Below are 15,858 nucleotides of genomic sequence, written 5' to 3'. Positions count from 1 at the left end.
TAATTGGGGTCAAGATGTTTGTAAGAAGAGAGAATTGCCAAGCAGTTGGATTTTCAGCGTAGTTAATTTTTGGAACCATACCTAGGATACAAGCAAAGGCAGTGAAGAGGAAGCACCAAGTACCGATAACAAAACCAAGCTTAGGATTGTTCACAAACTTGTATTCGGCATTTTTGTATGTCTTCCAAGCGCGATTGAGCATCATGTAGGCAAGGAATACCCAGAGGTAACGCATTGGCATTACGATCGAATTGAGGTTTGTCATCCATTTTACAAGTCCATCAATTTCCTGAATACCAAAAATTGGAAGAATGATGATAAGGCTAACGAGGACACCTGTAAGAAGGTAGCCATTAATGAGGACACCTTTTTCAGTACGTTTGCGAAGCCAGCTTGGGATGTAGTTTTCATCAGCGTTATTGAGAAGGATTTGCAATGGTGCGTCAATAGAGAAGGCAAGCGCAGCGATTTGTCCGACCATGTTTGTAAGAGCGTAGATCACGACAAAGAGGTTTCCAACTCCCCAAGAATTTCCTAACATTTGGAAGGCTTGATAAGCACCATTACGCATGAGGTCTTCAGGGATGTTATTGCCATCAAATAGCATTCCCATGGCAACTGATCCGAGGATAGCAGAGAGCCCCACCATGATGGCCATGACAATCATACCTTTTGGAAATTCTTTTGCAGGGTTGCGAGTTTGATTAACATATGGGGAAATTTTTTCACAACCACCAACTGCAAAGACCAATAGTGAGATTGTTGTAAAATAAGAAAAATCAAAGTTTGGAATGTAGGTGCTCAGTTGATCCATGTGCGGTGTCGCAAACTGAATATCTGGCTTGATGAAAGGCAGACCGACAGCCAAAAGCACAAAGAGTAAAGACATAATCAACATAGCACTTCCCGCTAAGCTACCAATGACTTTTAGAGTTGCCAATCCTTTTGTAGAAAGGTAGAGGAAAAGTCCAAAGATTAGCAAGCAGAGAATAACGATCCAGTGGATGTCGATTTGTTTAAGGAATTGTCCGTTACCTTGCAAGGCCCAACCAAGCGGAATTAGAATTCCTTGAGGTTTTTGTGCGAGATAAGGGATATGCACAACCCAGTAGGTCCAAGCAGCAAAGTAAGCTAAACGTTTGGTTGATGTTTTTTCAACCCAGTCACTAACACCGCTTCCGCTTTCCTTAAAGGTAGAACCTAGTTGTCCAACGATGAGGGAATAAGGGATGAAGTAGAGTGCGAGGATTAAAATCCAAGATACGACGACTGAAATTCCCTGTTGAGAATAGTTGTTGACGACGTTTCCTAGCCCCCAAACCATGTTGAAGGCAATCAGAGAAACCATCAGCCAATTAAGTTGGTGTTGATCTTTTTTCATAATGTCTCCTTTTCTATTAATTTCAGTATATCATGTTTTTTTGAAAGCGCCTAACAAAATCCGAAATTTCCTATAAAAAATGTAGGGGGAATTTATCAGCTGGAGTTTGTACTTGAGTAAAAGTTATACACAATCTGTGGATAACTTTGTGAAATAAAAAATTGTTTTCCAAATGTTAGTTTAGAAAAAAGAGATAGAATGTATGAGTTGGGTACTAAGCTAGTCGGATATAAAGACTGATAGAACAGGCTATTCAGGGTGTTTTAGTTTAGGATGTCAAAAAAATGGTTGAGAGAAATCGTTTGGAAGTACATGAAATTGATTTGAAAGTTGATTGAAAGTTATACACAATCTGTGGATAACTTTGTGGAGGATTTGGTATAAATCAGAAAGTCCCCTTGTACATGACAAAGGGATTTGAACTATTAGTGATTTGGTAACCAGCTGAGTGTAAAGTCTAGATTTTGGGCATCTAGCAAATCCTGGTGACCAATACTCTGAACTTCTTTTCCGTCAAGATGACAGTCTTGTACAAAGTGGAAGTGTTCATGATTTTGTTGCGTACGAATATCCAACCACTGGTTTTTTTCTGCTAGATAGACACGAAGGTGGTCAAAGAGTGGAATCCCAAGGTCATAAATAGCTTTTCCTGGGCAGGTCGGGTAAAGCCCAAGGGCAGACCAGACATACCAGGCAGATAGACTACCGTTATCCTCATCTCCTGGATAAGCATCCCAGCCAGCTCGAAAGGCTTTTTGACGGAGGGTCTTGATTAAGAGACTGGTGTATTGAGGATAATTGCTATAGCGGAAGAGATAAGGGATGTGGAAACTTGGTTGGTTGGAAATGGCTAGTTGACCAAATGGTGCTGTTGCCATTTCGCTCATCTCGTGAATTTCATATCCATAACCCGTCGTTTCAAAGAGTGGGAGACTTTGACAAGCTTTTAAAAGATAGTTACTAAAGGCTTCTTTTCCACCCATTAGTTGGCTAAGTCCAGAAATATCGTGTAAGACACCCAAACTGGCTTGAATAGCTGAACACTCAGCGTAGTCACGCCCCCAACTATAGGGAGAAAAGTCAGGACGGAAGTTGCCATCTACATCACGCGCCCTCATGTAACCCGTCTCAGAGTCAAATAGATTCTGATAGTTTTTAGAATATTGAGCATAGGTTTGAGCCAGCTCTTCTTGACCTAATTTTGCTGCGCAGGTAGAGATGCAAAAATCACTGTAAGCATAGTCCAGTGTATGACTGACACTTTCATGGAAGTCCGTGGATAGGTATCCTAGTTTTTGGTATTGAGCCAGGCCGTGTCGTCCGTTGATAGTTTTTGGATCTGCCTTGGTCGCAGTTTCAATCATGGCTTTGAGAAATTCTTCTTCAAGTTCAGGTGCCATATCCTTGCAAGCACTATCTGCAAGAAGGCCATCAATCAAAGTCCCAGGCATCATTCCTCTTTCGTCAGGAGCCAGCCACTTAGGGAGATACCCGGTATCTCTATAGCTATTGAGGAAACCTTCAATAAACTGACGATAGTGCTCTGGAATAATCAAGGCAAAGAGCGGGAATGAAGTGCGGAAGGTATCCCAAAAACCATTGTTGGTATAGAGTAGACCAGGCTTGATCGTTCCTGAAGCAAGGTCTATATGAATAGTCTCGCCTTGCTCATTTACCTCATAGAAGGTTTGTGGGAAAAGAAAGAGTCTATAAAGACAGTGATCAAAAAATGTTCGGTCTACAGGGCCAGTTTCCACGACATCAAAACGACCTAGAAGGTTTTCCCAACTTTCTTTGGCCTCTGATTTCGTTTCTTCAAAGTCTTTTCTAGGCAGATTAAAGAGGGCCTGTTCTTTAGAAATAAAAGAAGTAGCTAGTTGAACTAGAGCTTCTGCTCCAGCCAAGTCGATACGCCAGTCTTGCCCCACTTGATAGATAGATAGAATATCCGTAGAGAATGCGAGGGCAGTGAACATGACGAGGGGACTTTTGTTGGTTTCGGTTAATCCGCTTTGACCAAGGCTGACAGTCCGCTCATCTACTTGCTCTAATGATAAATCATCAGCTGCATGCAGATAGAGTGAGAGCTTCTTGCCTTGTATCTGTCTTAGTTGAATAGAAGCCCCATAGCAAGTAGGTGTGAGTTGGGTTTCAATCTGATAACGTTCAGAAAAAGTTCTGAGATAATGGGGATTGAAAATAGCACGATCAAGGTTATAAGAAGACTGACGATGGAAGAGGGTGTCACCGTTGATTTCTCCTGTAACAGGAGTCAGTAGCAACCAAGAATAATCACCAATCCAAGGGCTAGGCTGATGGGTTAGTCGAATACCCTGAAATATGGGAAGATGGGGATCAAAAAACCAAGACCCTTCCTGGTCACTAGTTTGTGGAACAAAGTAATTCATCCCAAAAGGTACTCCAGCGTAAGGTAGGGTATTTCCCTGAGAAAAGGCGTGCTTGCTAGCTGTGCCAAAGCGGGTATCAATGGTTTCAAGTATCGGTTTCATAGTGGTTTCCTTCAGTAGTTTTCTACATTATATCAGAAAAAGGAGACTTTTAGAAAGCGACTTCAAAATATAACAATTTTGTAGAATAATGACTAACATTTGTGTATATATTTTCTGGACTAAAAGCTATATACTGAAAATGAAAATTTGTTTGAAAGAGGCAAAATAGTTTATGGTTTATTCAAAAGAAATTGTCAGAGAGTGGCTAGATGAGGTAGCAGAGCGTGCCAAGGAGCATCCTGAGTGGGTTGATGTCTTTGAACGTTGCTATACAGACACCTTGGACAATACAGTTGAGATTTTAGAAGATGGCTCGACCTTTGTATTGACGGGAGATATTCCAGCTATGTGGCTTCGTGACTCGACTGCCCAGCTTAGACCATACCTTCATGTGGCAAAAAGAGACCCTCGTTTGCGCCAGACCATTGCTGGCTTGGTTAAACGCCAGATGACTTTGATTCTCAAGGATCCCTATGCCAACTCTTTTAATATTGAGGAGAACTGGAAGGGTCATCATGAGACAGACCATACAGACCTCAATGGCTGGATTTGGGAACGTAAGTATGAAGTAGATTCGCTTTGTTATCCATTGCAATTGGCTTATCTCCTTTGGAAAGAAACTGGTGAGACTAGCCAATTTGATGAAACCTTTGTTACAGCGACTAAGGAAATCCTTCATCTCTGGACGGTGGAACAAGATCATAAGAACTCGCCTTATCACTTCGTCCGTGATACTGATCGTAAGGAAGATACCTTGGTAAATGACGGCTTTGGGCCAGACTTTGCTGTGACAGGGATGACCTGGTCAGCCTTTCGTCCAAGTGATGACTGCTGTCAGTATAGCTACTTGATTCCATCAAATATGTTTGCAGTGGTTGTCTTAGGTTATGTCCAAGAAATCTTTGCAGAATTGAATCTAGCTGATAGCAAGAGCATCATTGCTGATGCTAAGCGTCTCCAGGCGGAGATTCAGGAAGGGATTGAAAATTACGCCTACACTACTAACAGCAAGGGTGAGAAGATTTATGCCTTTGAGGTAGATGGTTTAGGAAATGCTAGCATCATGGATGATCCAAACGTACCAAGTTTGTTGGCTGCCCCATATCTTGGCTACTGTGATGTCAATGACGAAGTGTATCAAGCCACTCGTCGCACCATTCTGAGCCCTGAAAATCCCTACTTCTACCAAGGAGAATACGCTAGCGGTCTCGGAAGTTCTCATACCTTCTATCGCTATATCTGGCCAATCGCCCTTTCTATCCAAGGCTTGACAGCTACAGATAAAGCTGAGAAAAAATTCTTGCTAGATCAGCTGGTTGCTTGCGATGGTGGAACAGGTGTTATGCACGAAAGCTTCCACGTAGATGATCCGACCCTCTACTCTCGTGAATGGTTCTCTTGGGCCAACATGATGTTTTGTGAGTTGGTCTTGGATTACTTGGATATCCGCTAAGGAACATGCTTAAGCGCAACTGATTCTTGGAAAGAATCACAAATTTACATTTAAAACGTTAACAATAAAAATTTAAATTTAGAATGAGGTTTTACTTCATGGAAAATGTTGTCGTACATATTATCTCACATAGTCACTGGGATCGTGAGTGGTACTTGCCTTTTGAAAGCCACCGTATGCAGTTGGTGGAATTATTTGACAATCTCTTTGATCTCTTTGAAAATGACCCTGAGTTCAAGAGCTTCCACTTGGATGGACAAACCATTGTCCTTGATGACTACTTGGATATTCGCCCTGAAAATCGCGACAAAGTTCAACGCTACATTGACGAAGGAAAATTGAAGATTGGTCCCTTTTACATCTTGCAGGATGACTACTTGATTTCCAGCGAAGCCAATGTCCGCAATACCTTGATTGGACAAGCTGAATGTGCCAAATGGGGTAAATCAACTCAGATTGGTTACTTCCCAGATACCTTTGGAAATATGGGACAAGCGCCTCAAATTCTTCAAAAATCAGGTATTCACGTGGCAGCCTTTGGTCGCGGTGTCAAGCCAATCGGATTTGATAACCAAGTCCTTGAAGATGAACAGTTTACTTCTCAATTTTCTGAGATGTACTGGCAGGGGGCTGATGGAAGTCGTGTGCTCGGTATTCTCTTTGCTAACTGGTACAGTAACGGGAATGAAATTCCAGTGGATAAAGACGAGGCTTTGGCTTTCTGGAAGCAAAAGTTAGCAGACGTCCGTGATTATGCATCGACCAACCAATGGTTGATGATGAACGGCTGTGACCACCAACCTGTTCAGAGAAATCTGAGCGAAGCCATTCGTGTGGCAAACGAACTCTTCCCTGACGTGACCTTTACTCATAGCTCATTTGACGAATATGTCCAAGCACTGGAAAGTGCCCTTCCTGAACAATTATCAACGGTCACAGGTGAGTTGACCAGTCAGGAAACGGATGGTTGGTATACTCTTGCCAATACTTCTTCTTCACGCGTTTACCTCAAACAATCCTTCCAAGAAAATAGCAACTTGTTAGAGCAGGTTGTGGAACCATTGACTATTCTCACTGGTGGTCATAACCATAAGGACCAATTGACCTATGCATGGAAAGTGCTCTTGCAAAATGCACCACACGATAGTATCTGTGGTTGTAGTATTGACGAAGTTCACCGTGAAATGGAAACTCGTTTTGCCAAGGTTAATCAAGTCGGGAATTTTGTTAAGACCAATCTTCTTAACGAATGGAAGGGTAAATTAGCTACTCAAAATGCGCAAAGCGACTACCTCTTTACCGTTGTCAACACAGCTTTACATGACAAGGTTGATACAGTTAGTGTTGTAGTGGATGTGGCTACTTGTGATTTCAAAGAATTGCATCCGACTGAAGGTTACAAGAAGATGGCAGCCGTGACCTTACCAACCTACCATGTTGAAGATTTGGATGGTCATGTCATTGAAGCTAAGATTGAAGACTTGGGAGCAAGTTTTGGTTATACTTTACCAAAAGACAAGTTCCGCCAACCCTATATTGCTCGTCAAGTGCGCGTGACAATCCCGGTCCACCTTGCTCCGCTTTCTTGGGCAAGCTTCCAATTAGTTGAAGGCCAAGTAGAATACAGAGATGGTATTTATCAAAATGGAGTCATTGATACCCCATTCGTAACAGTGAGTGTAGATGAAGGAATTACAGTTTACGACAAGACTACGAATGAAGCCTACGAAGATTTCATCCAATTCGAGGACCGTGGAGATATTGGTAACGAGTACATTTACTTCCAGCCGAAAGGAACTGAGCCAATTTATGCTCAACTGAAAGGTTATGAAGTCTTAGAAAACAATGCTCGCTATGCCAAAATCTTGCTCAAACATGACTTGACTGTTCCAGTTAGCGCAGATGAAAAATTGGATGCAGAACAAAGAGGTATCATCGAGTTCATGAAACGAGATGCAGGTCGTTCAGAAGAGTTGACAACCATTCCTCTTGAAACAGAAATGACTGTCTTTGTGGACAATCCACAGATTCGCTTCAAGACTCGCTTTACTAATACAGCCAAAGACCACCGCATTCGTCTCTTGGTGAAAACTCATAACACTCGTCCAAGCAATGCTTCTGAAAGCATCTATGAAGTTGTGACAAGACCAAATAAACCAGCAGCTTCTTGGGAAAATCCTGAAAATCCACAACACCAACAAGCTTTTGTCAGCTTGTATGATGATGTTAAAGGAGTGACCGTATCCAATAAAGGATTGCACGAATATGAAATTCTTGGAGATGACACCATGGCTGTAACCCTTCTTCGTGCTTCAGGCGAACTCGGTGACTGGGGCTATTTCCCAACACCAGAAGCTCAGTGCTTGCGAGCTATCGAAGTTGAGTTTGCAGTAGAATGTCACCAAGCAGGGGAACGCTTCTCCGCTTTCCGTCGTGCCAAAGCCTTCCAGGTGCCATTTACAGCTCTTCAAGTTGCAAAACAAGAGGGGAGCGTTGCAGCAACGGGTAGCCTCTTTAACCATCCGGCACTGAACTTGCCACAAGTCTGCCCGACAGCCTTTAAGGTAGCTGAGAATGAAGAAGGTTATGTCCTTCGTTACTACAACATGAGTCAAGAAAATATCCGTGTGTCTGAAAAACAACAAACCATTCTTGACTTGTTGGAACGCCCATACCCAGTCCATTCAGGACTATTGGCACCACAAGAAATTCGTACAGAATTGATTAAAAAAGAAGAAATTTAATTTCAAAAAGAAAACATAAACAGAAAGGAGGAGCGAAAAAGTAAGAACCAACTGCTGATTCGCTCCTTTTTACAGGTGAAAGCAATGACCCTTGCAACCATTGATATCGGAGGGACTGGGATTAAATTTGCCAGTCTAACTCCTGATGGAAAGATTTTAGATAAGACCAGCACACCAACTCCAGAGACTCTAGAAGATTTGCTAGCTTGGTTGGACCAACGCTTGTCAGAACAGGACTATCGTGGGATTGCTATGAGTGTACCAGGTGCAGTTAATCAAGAAACAGGTGTGATTGAGGGAATTAGCGCCATTCCTTACATCCATGGATTTTCTTGGTATGAGGCCCTTGCTCATCACAAGCTTCCAATCCATCTAGAAAATGATGCCAACTGCGTTGGACTCAGTGAATTGTTGGCTCATCCTGAGATTGAAAATGCAGCCTGTGTCGTGATTGGTACAGGAATCGGTGGGGCTATGATTATCAATGGTAAGCTTCACCGAGGACGTCATGGCTTGGGCGGTGAGTTTGGCTATATGACAACCATCGAACCGGCGGAAAAGCTCAACAACTGGTCACTACTAGCTTCTACAGGAAACATGGTTCGTTACGTCATTGAAAAATCTGGTCAGTCTGATTGGGATGGCCGCAAGGTTTACCAAGAAGCGGCAGCCGGCAATGCTCTTTGCCAGGAAGCCATTGAGCGTATGAATCGTAATCTGGCTCAAGGACTGCTCAATATCCAGTACCTGATTGACCCAGATGTGATTAGCCTAGGTGGCTCTATCAGTCAAAACCCAGATTTTATCAAAGGTGTGCAAAAAGCAGTAGACACCTTTGTGGAAAGATATGAAGAGTATACAATTGCTCCAGTCATTCAAGCTTGCACCTATCACGCAGATGCCAATCTCTACGGTGCCCTTGTCAACTGGTTACAGGAGGAAAACCAATGGTAAGATTTACAGGACTTAGTCCCAAACAAGCGCAAGCTATTGAAGTATTAAAAAATCACATCTCCCTACCGGATGTAGAGGTGGCAGTCGCTCAGTCTGACCAAGCTTCTATCTCTATCAAGGGTGAGAATGGGCAGTATCAACTGACCTACCGCAAACCTCATCAACTCTACCGCGCTTTATCTGTGCTAGCAACAGCTTTGGCAGAAGGTGACAAGGTAGAAATTGAAGAACAAGCTACTTACGAAGATTTGGCTTATATGGCTGACTGTTCCCGAAATGCGGTGCTCAATGTCGCTTCTGCCAAGCAGATGATTGAAGTCTTGGCTCTCATGGGGTACTCAACTTTTGAGCTCTATATGGAAGACACCTATCAGATTGAGGGACAACCCTATTTTGGTTATTTCCGTGGAGCATACTCAGCTGAAGAGTTACAGGAAATTGAAGCCTACGCTCATCAGTTTGATATGACCTTTGTCCCATGTATCCAGACCTTGGCCCACTTATCAGCCTTTGTCAAATGGGGTGTCAAGGAAGTGCAGCAACTTCGTGATGTAGAGGACATTCTCCTCATCGGCGAAGAAAAAGTCTACGACCTGATTGACGGTATGTTTGCGACGTTATCTAAACTACAAACTCGCAAGGTCAATATCGGGATGGATGAAGCTCACCTAGTTGGTTTGGGGCGTTATCTTATCCTGAACGGTGTGGTTGATCGTAGTCTCCTCATGTGCCAACACTTGGAGCGCGTGCTGGATATTGCAGACAAATACGGTTTCCACTGCCAGATGTGGAGCGATATGTTCTTCAAACTCATGTCAGCAGACGGCCAGTACGACCGTGATGTGGAGATTCCAGAGGAGACTCGTGTTTACCTTGACCGTCTCAAAGACCGTGTGACCTTGGTTTACTGGGATTATTACCAAGATAGCGAAGAAAAATACAATCGTAACTTCAGTAACCATCACAAGATTAGCCAGGATATCGCCTTTGCAGGTGGTGCTTGGAAGTGGATTGGCTTTACACCTCATAACCATTTCAGCCGTCTCATTACTCTTGAAGCAAACAAAGCCTGCCGTGCCAATCAGATCAAAGAAGTCATTGTGACTGGTTGGGGAGATAATGGTGGTGAAACAGCCCAGTTCTCGATCCTACCGAGCTTACAAATCTGGGCAGAACTCAGCTACCGCAATGATTTAGAACGTCTGTCAGCTCATTTCAAGACCAATACAGGATTATCCGTTGAGGACTTTATGCAGCTTGACCTGGCCAACCTCTTACCAGACTTGCCAGACAATCTCAGTGGAATTAACCCTAACCGCTATGTCTTTTATCAGGATGTCCTCTGTCCAATCCTTGACAAGCACATGACTCCTGAACAGGACAAGCCACACTTTGCTCAGGCAGCTGAGATTCTTACTGACATTAAAGAAAAAGCAGGTATCTACGCTTATCTCTTTGAAACTCAGGCTCAGTTGAATGCTATTTTAAGTAGTAAGGTTGATGTAGGCCGACGCATCCGTCAAGCCTATCAAGCAGGCGATAAAGAGAGCTTGCAGCAAATTGCTAGAGAAGAACTACCAAAATTAAGAAGCCAGATTGAAACCTTCCACAAGCTCTTTAGCCAACAATGGTTGAAGGAAAACAAGGTCTTTGGTTTGGATACAGTAGATATCCGTATGGGTGGGCTCTTGCAACGCATCAAGCGAGCAGAAAGTCGCATTGAAAACTACCTGGCAGGCGAAATCTCTCGTATTGACGAACTAGAAGTAGAGATTCTTCCATTTACTGACTTCCACGCAGACAAGGACTTCGCAGCAACGACAGCCAACCAGTGGCATACCATCGCGACAGCTTCGACTATTTATACAACCTAGAAATTTATCACAGATAGCCAAACATCTCCTTTTAAATAAATGGAGATGTTCTTTGATTTGGAGCTAGGGAAGGAGTATAATGAAAGTATAAGGATAGTTTGGAGGTCTGACCATGAAAAAGCTACTACTAGTCCTAGGTGCAAGTATGCTAGTTTTATCTGCTTGTCAAAAGACGACAGAAGATAGCGCAACTAGTTCGTTAACACCAAAAAACCAACAAACCAAGGAAGTAACAAACTATTTTCACTACCTAGCGGATTCCTATCAAAAGGCTCTTTTCCACGAAAAAGAAGACAAGGATACAAGTGTTCAATCACCCATGGCTGCTACGGTTGTAGCCATGGAAGAGCTCCAGCAATCTAATCCGACTGACCAAGCCTTGATTATGAAGAACTACTCGGATTTTCAGAAGCTAATCCAATACAACACGGAAAAGTGGCAGGAAGAGTTTGCAAGCTGGGCTGCTTCTATGGGACAGTCCTATTATAGACTAGAGCATAGAAACTTTGACGAAAAAAATGAACTCATCAAACAATTGGAAACAACCACTGTCTCTCAGAAAAGAGTCAGATGGAATATTTTCGGGGTATCCAGTGACAACGCCTATGATTACTTGGTTTTGGATGCCTACTATGATGATCAGGACAAACATTTCTACTTATTTACACTGAAAGATGGGCAAGCACAGGTCTTACATGCCGATAAGACTTTAGAAACTATCAGTGCTGCAAACTTTGAAGAGACTGAAAACACAGATTTAGCACAAGGCTTTAAGGAATTTCTATTAAAAACAAGCGTAGCTACAGAGAATGAGCCAGATATAGACAATAGTTCTCTAACAGACAAGATAAAAATAGCCATGGAATCCTACTCAGATAGTAAGGGTGAAAGATTTAAGTCAACTAGCCTAGCAACATATGGTCGCTATTATGGGCTTGCAGTTCCGGATCAGATGATGCAATTTGGGCAAGTCGATGGAGTCAAATATACTTTTAAATGGCATGGCTATACTGCTGGTCTTGGAGAAAAACGATTTGAAATCTTGGCCTGTTATGTAAATGAAGCAGGGACAGAAGTGATTCTCTTTGGCTACAAGGATGGTCACCCAACTATTTTACATACTGAGGGGGAACCAGAGATTTATAAAAACGAAGCAGGTGCTATTATAGATGCCCAGGTTCATTTTGTTGATTTTCACCAACCGATATTAGAACAAGTTTTCAAGTAACAAATATGGGCAACACCTCTTGCAAGCAAGACGTTTCTCGTGAAACATCCTTCTTATATAAAAAAGTTCTCCACATAAAATAATTTGTGGAGTTTTTTCTATAATTAGTAGTTTAAACTATCCTTAAAATAGGAGTATACTATTTTTGTAAACGTTATCAAGTCTAAAAATTGTGAGATTATCAAGTTTTAGAAAAATAAAAAGGGAGGAAATTATGAACAAGTTTTCAAAAACTTTGAGAGATAATTGGATATTTCTCTTAATGGTTTTACCAGGGACACTTTGGTTGATCTTATTCTTCTACATCCCAGTATTTGGAAATGTGGTTGCCTTCAAAGACTACCATATGACTGGTGAAGGATTCGTTCACAGTATTATAAATAGTAAATGGGTCGGACTAGATAACTTTAAATTCTTGTTTAGTTCCAAAGATGCCTTTGTCATTACTCGAAACACTGTCCTTTATAACCTTGGATTTATCTTTATCGGTTTGATCGTGTCAGTTGGTATCGCTATTATCCTTAGTGAACTTCGCTCTAAGCAAATGGTTAAAATCTACCAAACATCTATGTTATTCCCTTACTTCCTATCTTGGGTTATCATCAGTTTCTTTACAGATGCTTTCCTAAATATCGATAAAGGGCTTATTAACCACACCTTAGAAGCTCTTGGCATGAAGGGGATTAACTTCTACGCTGACATCAGTATCTGGCCTTATCTTCTCCTCTTCCTAGGAATTTGGAAAGGCTTTGGATACAGTAGTGTTATGTACTATGCAACAATCATGGGTATTGATCCAACCTACTACGAAGCAGCGACAGTGGACGGTGCTAGCAAATGGCAACGTATCCGCAACGTAACCATCCCTCAGTTAACACCACTTGTGACAGTATTGACCATCCTTGCAGTCGGAAACATCTTCCGTGCAGACTTCGGTCTCTTCTACCAAATCCCTCACAATGCTGGTCAGCTCTATAGCGTAACAAACGTATTGGACGTCTACGTCTTTAACGGTTTGACTCAGACAGCAGATATCGGTATGGCATCAGCAGCCGGTCTCTATCAGTCAGTCGTCGGTTTGATTCTGGTTATTCTATCAAACTTACTTGCAAGACGTGTTGATCCTAACTCGGCACTATTCTAGAAAGGAGGAGCATATGGCAAAAAAAATTCAAAAAGAAAAAATTGATAATGTTGGCATACACTCCTTCAGCAAAAAGGCAGATATCTTCTTTAGTATCATATCTGGTTTGCTGGCCTTCTCTTGTATCTTGCCTTTCATCTTTGTCATCATTATCTCAGTTACAGATGAGAAGAGTATCGTTCAATATGGATATAGCTTCTTCCCATCACAGTTTGGATTAGATGGTTTTGAGTTTTTGGCTCAGTTCAAAGATAAGATTTTACAAGCACTCTTTATCTCAGTGTTTGTGACAGTTGTCGGTACATTGACAAACGTCTTTATCACTACAACTTATGCCTATGCCATCTCGCGTTCAACATTTAAGTATCGTAAATTCTTTACAATCTTCGCTCTTCTTAGTATGTTGTTCAACGCTGGTTTGGTACCAGGCTATATCGTGGTGACACAATTGCTTCACCTTGGTGATACCATTTGGGCCTTGATTGTTCCAATGCTTCTATCACCATTCAACATCATGTTGATGCGTTCTTTCTTCAAGAAAACCATCCCAGAAGCAATCCTCGAATCAGCTCGTATCGATGGAGCTAGTGAAGCTCGTATCTTCTTCCAAATCTGTTTGCCACTGTCATTACCAGGTATCGCAACGATTACACTATTGACAGCGCTTGGCTTCTGGAATGACTGGTTTAACGCCCTTCTTTACATCAAGAGTGATAACTTGTATCCATTACAATATTTGCTCATGCAAATTCAAAACAACATGGATTACATTGCTAAGTCAGTTGGTATGTCAGGACAGCTTGCAGTTGCCCTACCAAAAGAAACAGGTCGTATGGCCATGGTCGTAGTTGCGACTGTTCCGATTGCTATCCTTTACCCATTCTTCCAACGTTACTTTGTAAAAGGTTTGACTATCGGTGGTGTTAAAGAGTAAGGAAGTCTAAGAAACATTGTTTCTTCTCTAACTCTGATTTTTCTGACAAAGGAAAATCAACAATTTAATTTTGTTAATAACTTTAAAAATAAAAAAAGGAGTTTTTATAATGAAAAACTGGAAAAAATATGCTTTTGCATCTGCTAGCCTTGTCGCTTTAGCTGCTAGCCTTGCTGCTTGTGGAAACCTTAAAGGAAATAACCAAAAAGCTGCTGAATCATCATCATCAGGTGATACAACTGTTATCAAAATGTACCAAATCGGTGACAAACCAGATAACTTGGATGAATTGCTAGAAAATGCAAACAAAATCATCGGAGAAAAAGTTGGCGCTAAATTGGATATCCAATACCTTGGTTGGGGTGACTACAGCAAGAAAATGTCAGTTATCACTTCATCAGGTGAAAACTATGATATCGCCTTTGCAGATAACTATGTCGTAAACGCTCAAAAAGGTGCTTATGCTGACTTGACAGAATTGTACAAGAAAGAAGGAGCTGACCTTTACAAAGCACTTGACCCAGCTTACATCAAAGGTAACACTGTAAACGGTAAAATTTACGCAGTTCCAGTAGCAGCCAACGTTGCATCTTCACAAAACTTTGCCTTCAACGGCCCACTTCTTGAAAAATATGGAATTGATATCTCAGGTGTAACTTCATACGAAACACTTGAACCAGTATTGAAACAAATCAAAGAAAAAGCTCCAGATGTAATGCCATTTGCTGTTGGTAAAAACTTTATTCCATCAGAAAACTTTGACTACCCAGTTGCAAACGGACTTCCATTCGTCATCGATCTTGAAGGCGACACTACTAAGATCGTAAACCGTTACGAAGTTCCTCGTTTCGTAGAACACTTGAAGACTCTTCACAAATTCTATGAAGCAGGATACATTCCAAAAGACGTAGCAACAAGCGAAACTTCATATGACCTTACTCAAGATACTTGGTTTGTTCGCGAAGAAACAGTAGGACCAGCTGACTACGGTAGCAGCTTGCTTTCTCGTGTTGCTAACAGAGACATCCAAATCAAACCATTTACTAACTTCATCAAGAAAAACCAAACAACACAAGTTGCTAACTTTGTAATTTCAAATAACTCTAAGAACAAAGAAAAAGCAATGGAAGTGTTGAACCTCTTGAACACTAATGCAGAACTCTTGAACGGACTTGTTTATGGACCAGAAGGCAAGAACTGGGAAAAAGTAGCAGGTAAAGAAAACCGTGTTAAAGTCCTTGATGGATACAAAGGAAACACTCACATGTCAGGATGGAACACTGGTAACAACTGGATCCTTTACATCAACGAAAACGTTACAGATGAGCAAATTGCACAATCTAAGAAAGACTTGGAAACTGCAAAAGAATCTCCAGCGCTTGGATTCATCTTTAACACTGACAACGTGAAATCTGAAATCTCAGCTATCACTAACACTATGCAACAATTCGATACAGCTATCAACACTGGTACTGTAGACCCAGAAAAAGCTATTCCAGAATTGATGGAAAAACTTAAATCTGAAGGTGCTTACCAAAAAGTATTGGATGAAATGCAAAAACAATACGACGAATTCTTGAAAAGCAAATAATCGCAAGAACAATTGATTTCGTGTATTCATTCCTAAAAAGAGCGA

The 15,858-nt window shown here is 41.7% G+C and carries 10 protein-coding genes; 8 read left to right on the top strand and 2 right to left on the bottom strand.

Annotated features, from left to right (window positions below):
• Both HMPREF2805_RS01005 and HMPREF2805_RS01000 read right to left on the bottom strand, forming a co-directional pair.
• Window positions 1-1,381 (bottom strand): APC family permease (locus HMPREF2805_RS01005; protein ID WP_075231025.1); only part of this gene is annotated, 1,381 nt, incomplete at its 3' end.
• A 425-nt stretch (window positions 1,382-1,806) separates the two neighbouring features.
• The gene (locus HMPREF2805_RS01000) at window positions 1,807-3,891 is read right to left on the bottom strand and encodes a GH92 family glycosyl hydrolase (RefSeq protein WP_075231024.1); all 2,085 of its coding nucleotides are present in this window, start codon (window positions 3,889-3,891) and stop codon (window positions 1,807-1,809) included.
• 172 nt (window positions 3,892-4,063) lie between these two features.
• Here HMPREF2805_RS01000 and HMPREF2805_RS00995 point away from each other — a divergent pair, with 172 nt between their 5' ends.
• From HMPREF2805_RS00995 to HMPREF2805_RS00960, 8 genes are all read left to right on the top strand, one after another.
• On the top strand, window positions 4,064-5,344 hold the full coding sequence (locus HMPREF2805_RS00995; RefSeq protein WP_075231023.1) for a glycoside hydrolase family 125 protein: 1,281 nt from the start codon (window positions 4,064-4,066) through the stop codon (window positions 5,342-5,344).
• Between the two features lie 98 nt (window positions 5,345-5,442).
• Complete coding sequence (locus tag HMPREF2805_RS00990) at window positions 5,443-8,088, top strand: alpha-mannosidase (RefSeq protein ID WP_075231022.1); 2,646 nt, start codon at window positions 5,443-5,445, stop codon at window positions 8,086-8,088.
• An 84-nt stretch (window positions 8,089-8,172) separates the two neighbouring features.
• Entirely contained in the window at window positions 8,173-9,042 is an 870-nt protein-coding gene (locus HMPREF2805_RS00985) for an ROK family protein (RefSeq protein ID WP_075231021.1), read from the top strand.
• The gene (locus tag HMPREF2805_RS00980; RefSeq protein WP_075231020.1) at window positions 9,036-10,916 is read left to right on the top strand and encodes a beta-N-acetylhexosaminidase; all 1,881 of its coding nucleotides are present in this window, start codon (window positions 9,036-9,038) and stop codon (window positions 10,914-10,916) included. The genes HMPREF2805_RS00985 and HMPREF2805_RS00980 overlap by 7 nt, the downstream gene beginning before the upstream one ends.
• A gap of 112 nt (window positions 10,917-11,028) precedes the next feature.
• A complete protein-coding gene (locus tag HMPREF2805_RS00975; protein ID WP_075231019.1) occupies window positions 11,029-12,144 on the top strand; it encodes a DUF4767 domain-containing protein in 1,116 nt (371 codons plus the stop codon).
• A gap of 214 nt (window positions 12,145-12,358) precedes the next feature.
• Window positions 12,359-13,288, top strand: coding sequence for an ABC transporter permease (locus tag HMPREF2805_RS00970; protein WP_049530327.1), 930 nt, complete (start codon window positions 12,359-12,361; stop codon window positions 13,286-13,288).
• A gap of 13 nt (window positions 13,289-13,301) precedes the next feature.
• The gene (locus HMPREF2805_RS00965) at window positions 13,302-14,222 is read left to right on the top strand and encodes a carbohydrate ABC transporter permease (RefSeq protein WP_006149055.1); all 921 of its coding nucleotides are present in this window, start codon (window positions 13,302-13,304) and stop codon (window positions 14,220-14,222) included.
• 109 nt (window positions 14,223-14,331) lie between these two features.
• A complete protein-coding gene (locus HMPREF2805_RS00960) occupies window positions 14,332-15,813 on the top strand; it encodes an ABC transporter substrate-binding protein (RefSeq protein WP_075231018.1) in 1,482 nt (493 codons plus the stop codon).
• Window positions 15,814-15,858: the final 45 nt, after the last annotated feature.

It is taken from the genome of Streptococcus sp. HMSC034E03, from assembly GCF_001811505.1.
In the GTDB taxonomy this organism is placed as follows: Bacteria; Bacillota; Bacilli; order Lactobacillales; family Streptococcaceae; genus Streptococcus.
Note: the sequence above shows the minus strand (reverse complement) of the source record. Positions and strands in the feature narration are given on the sequence as shown.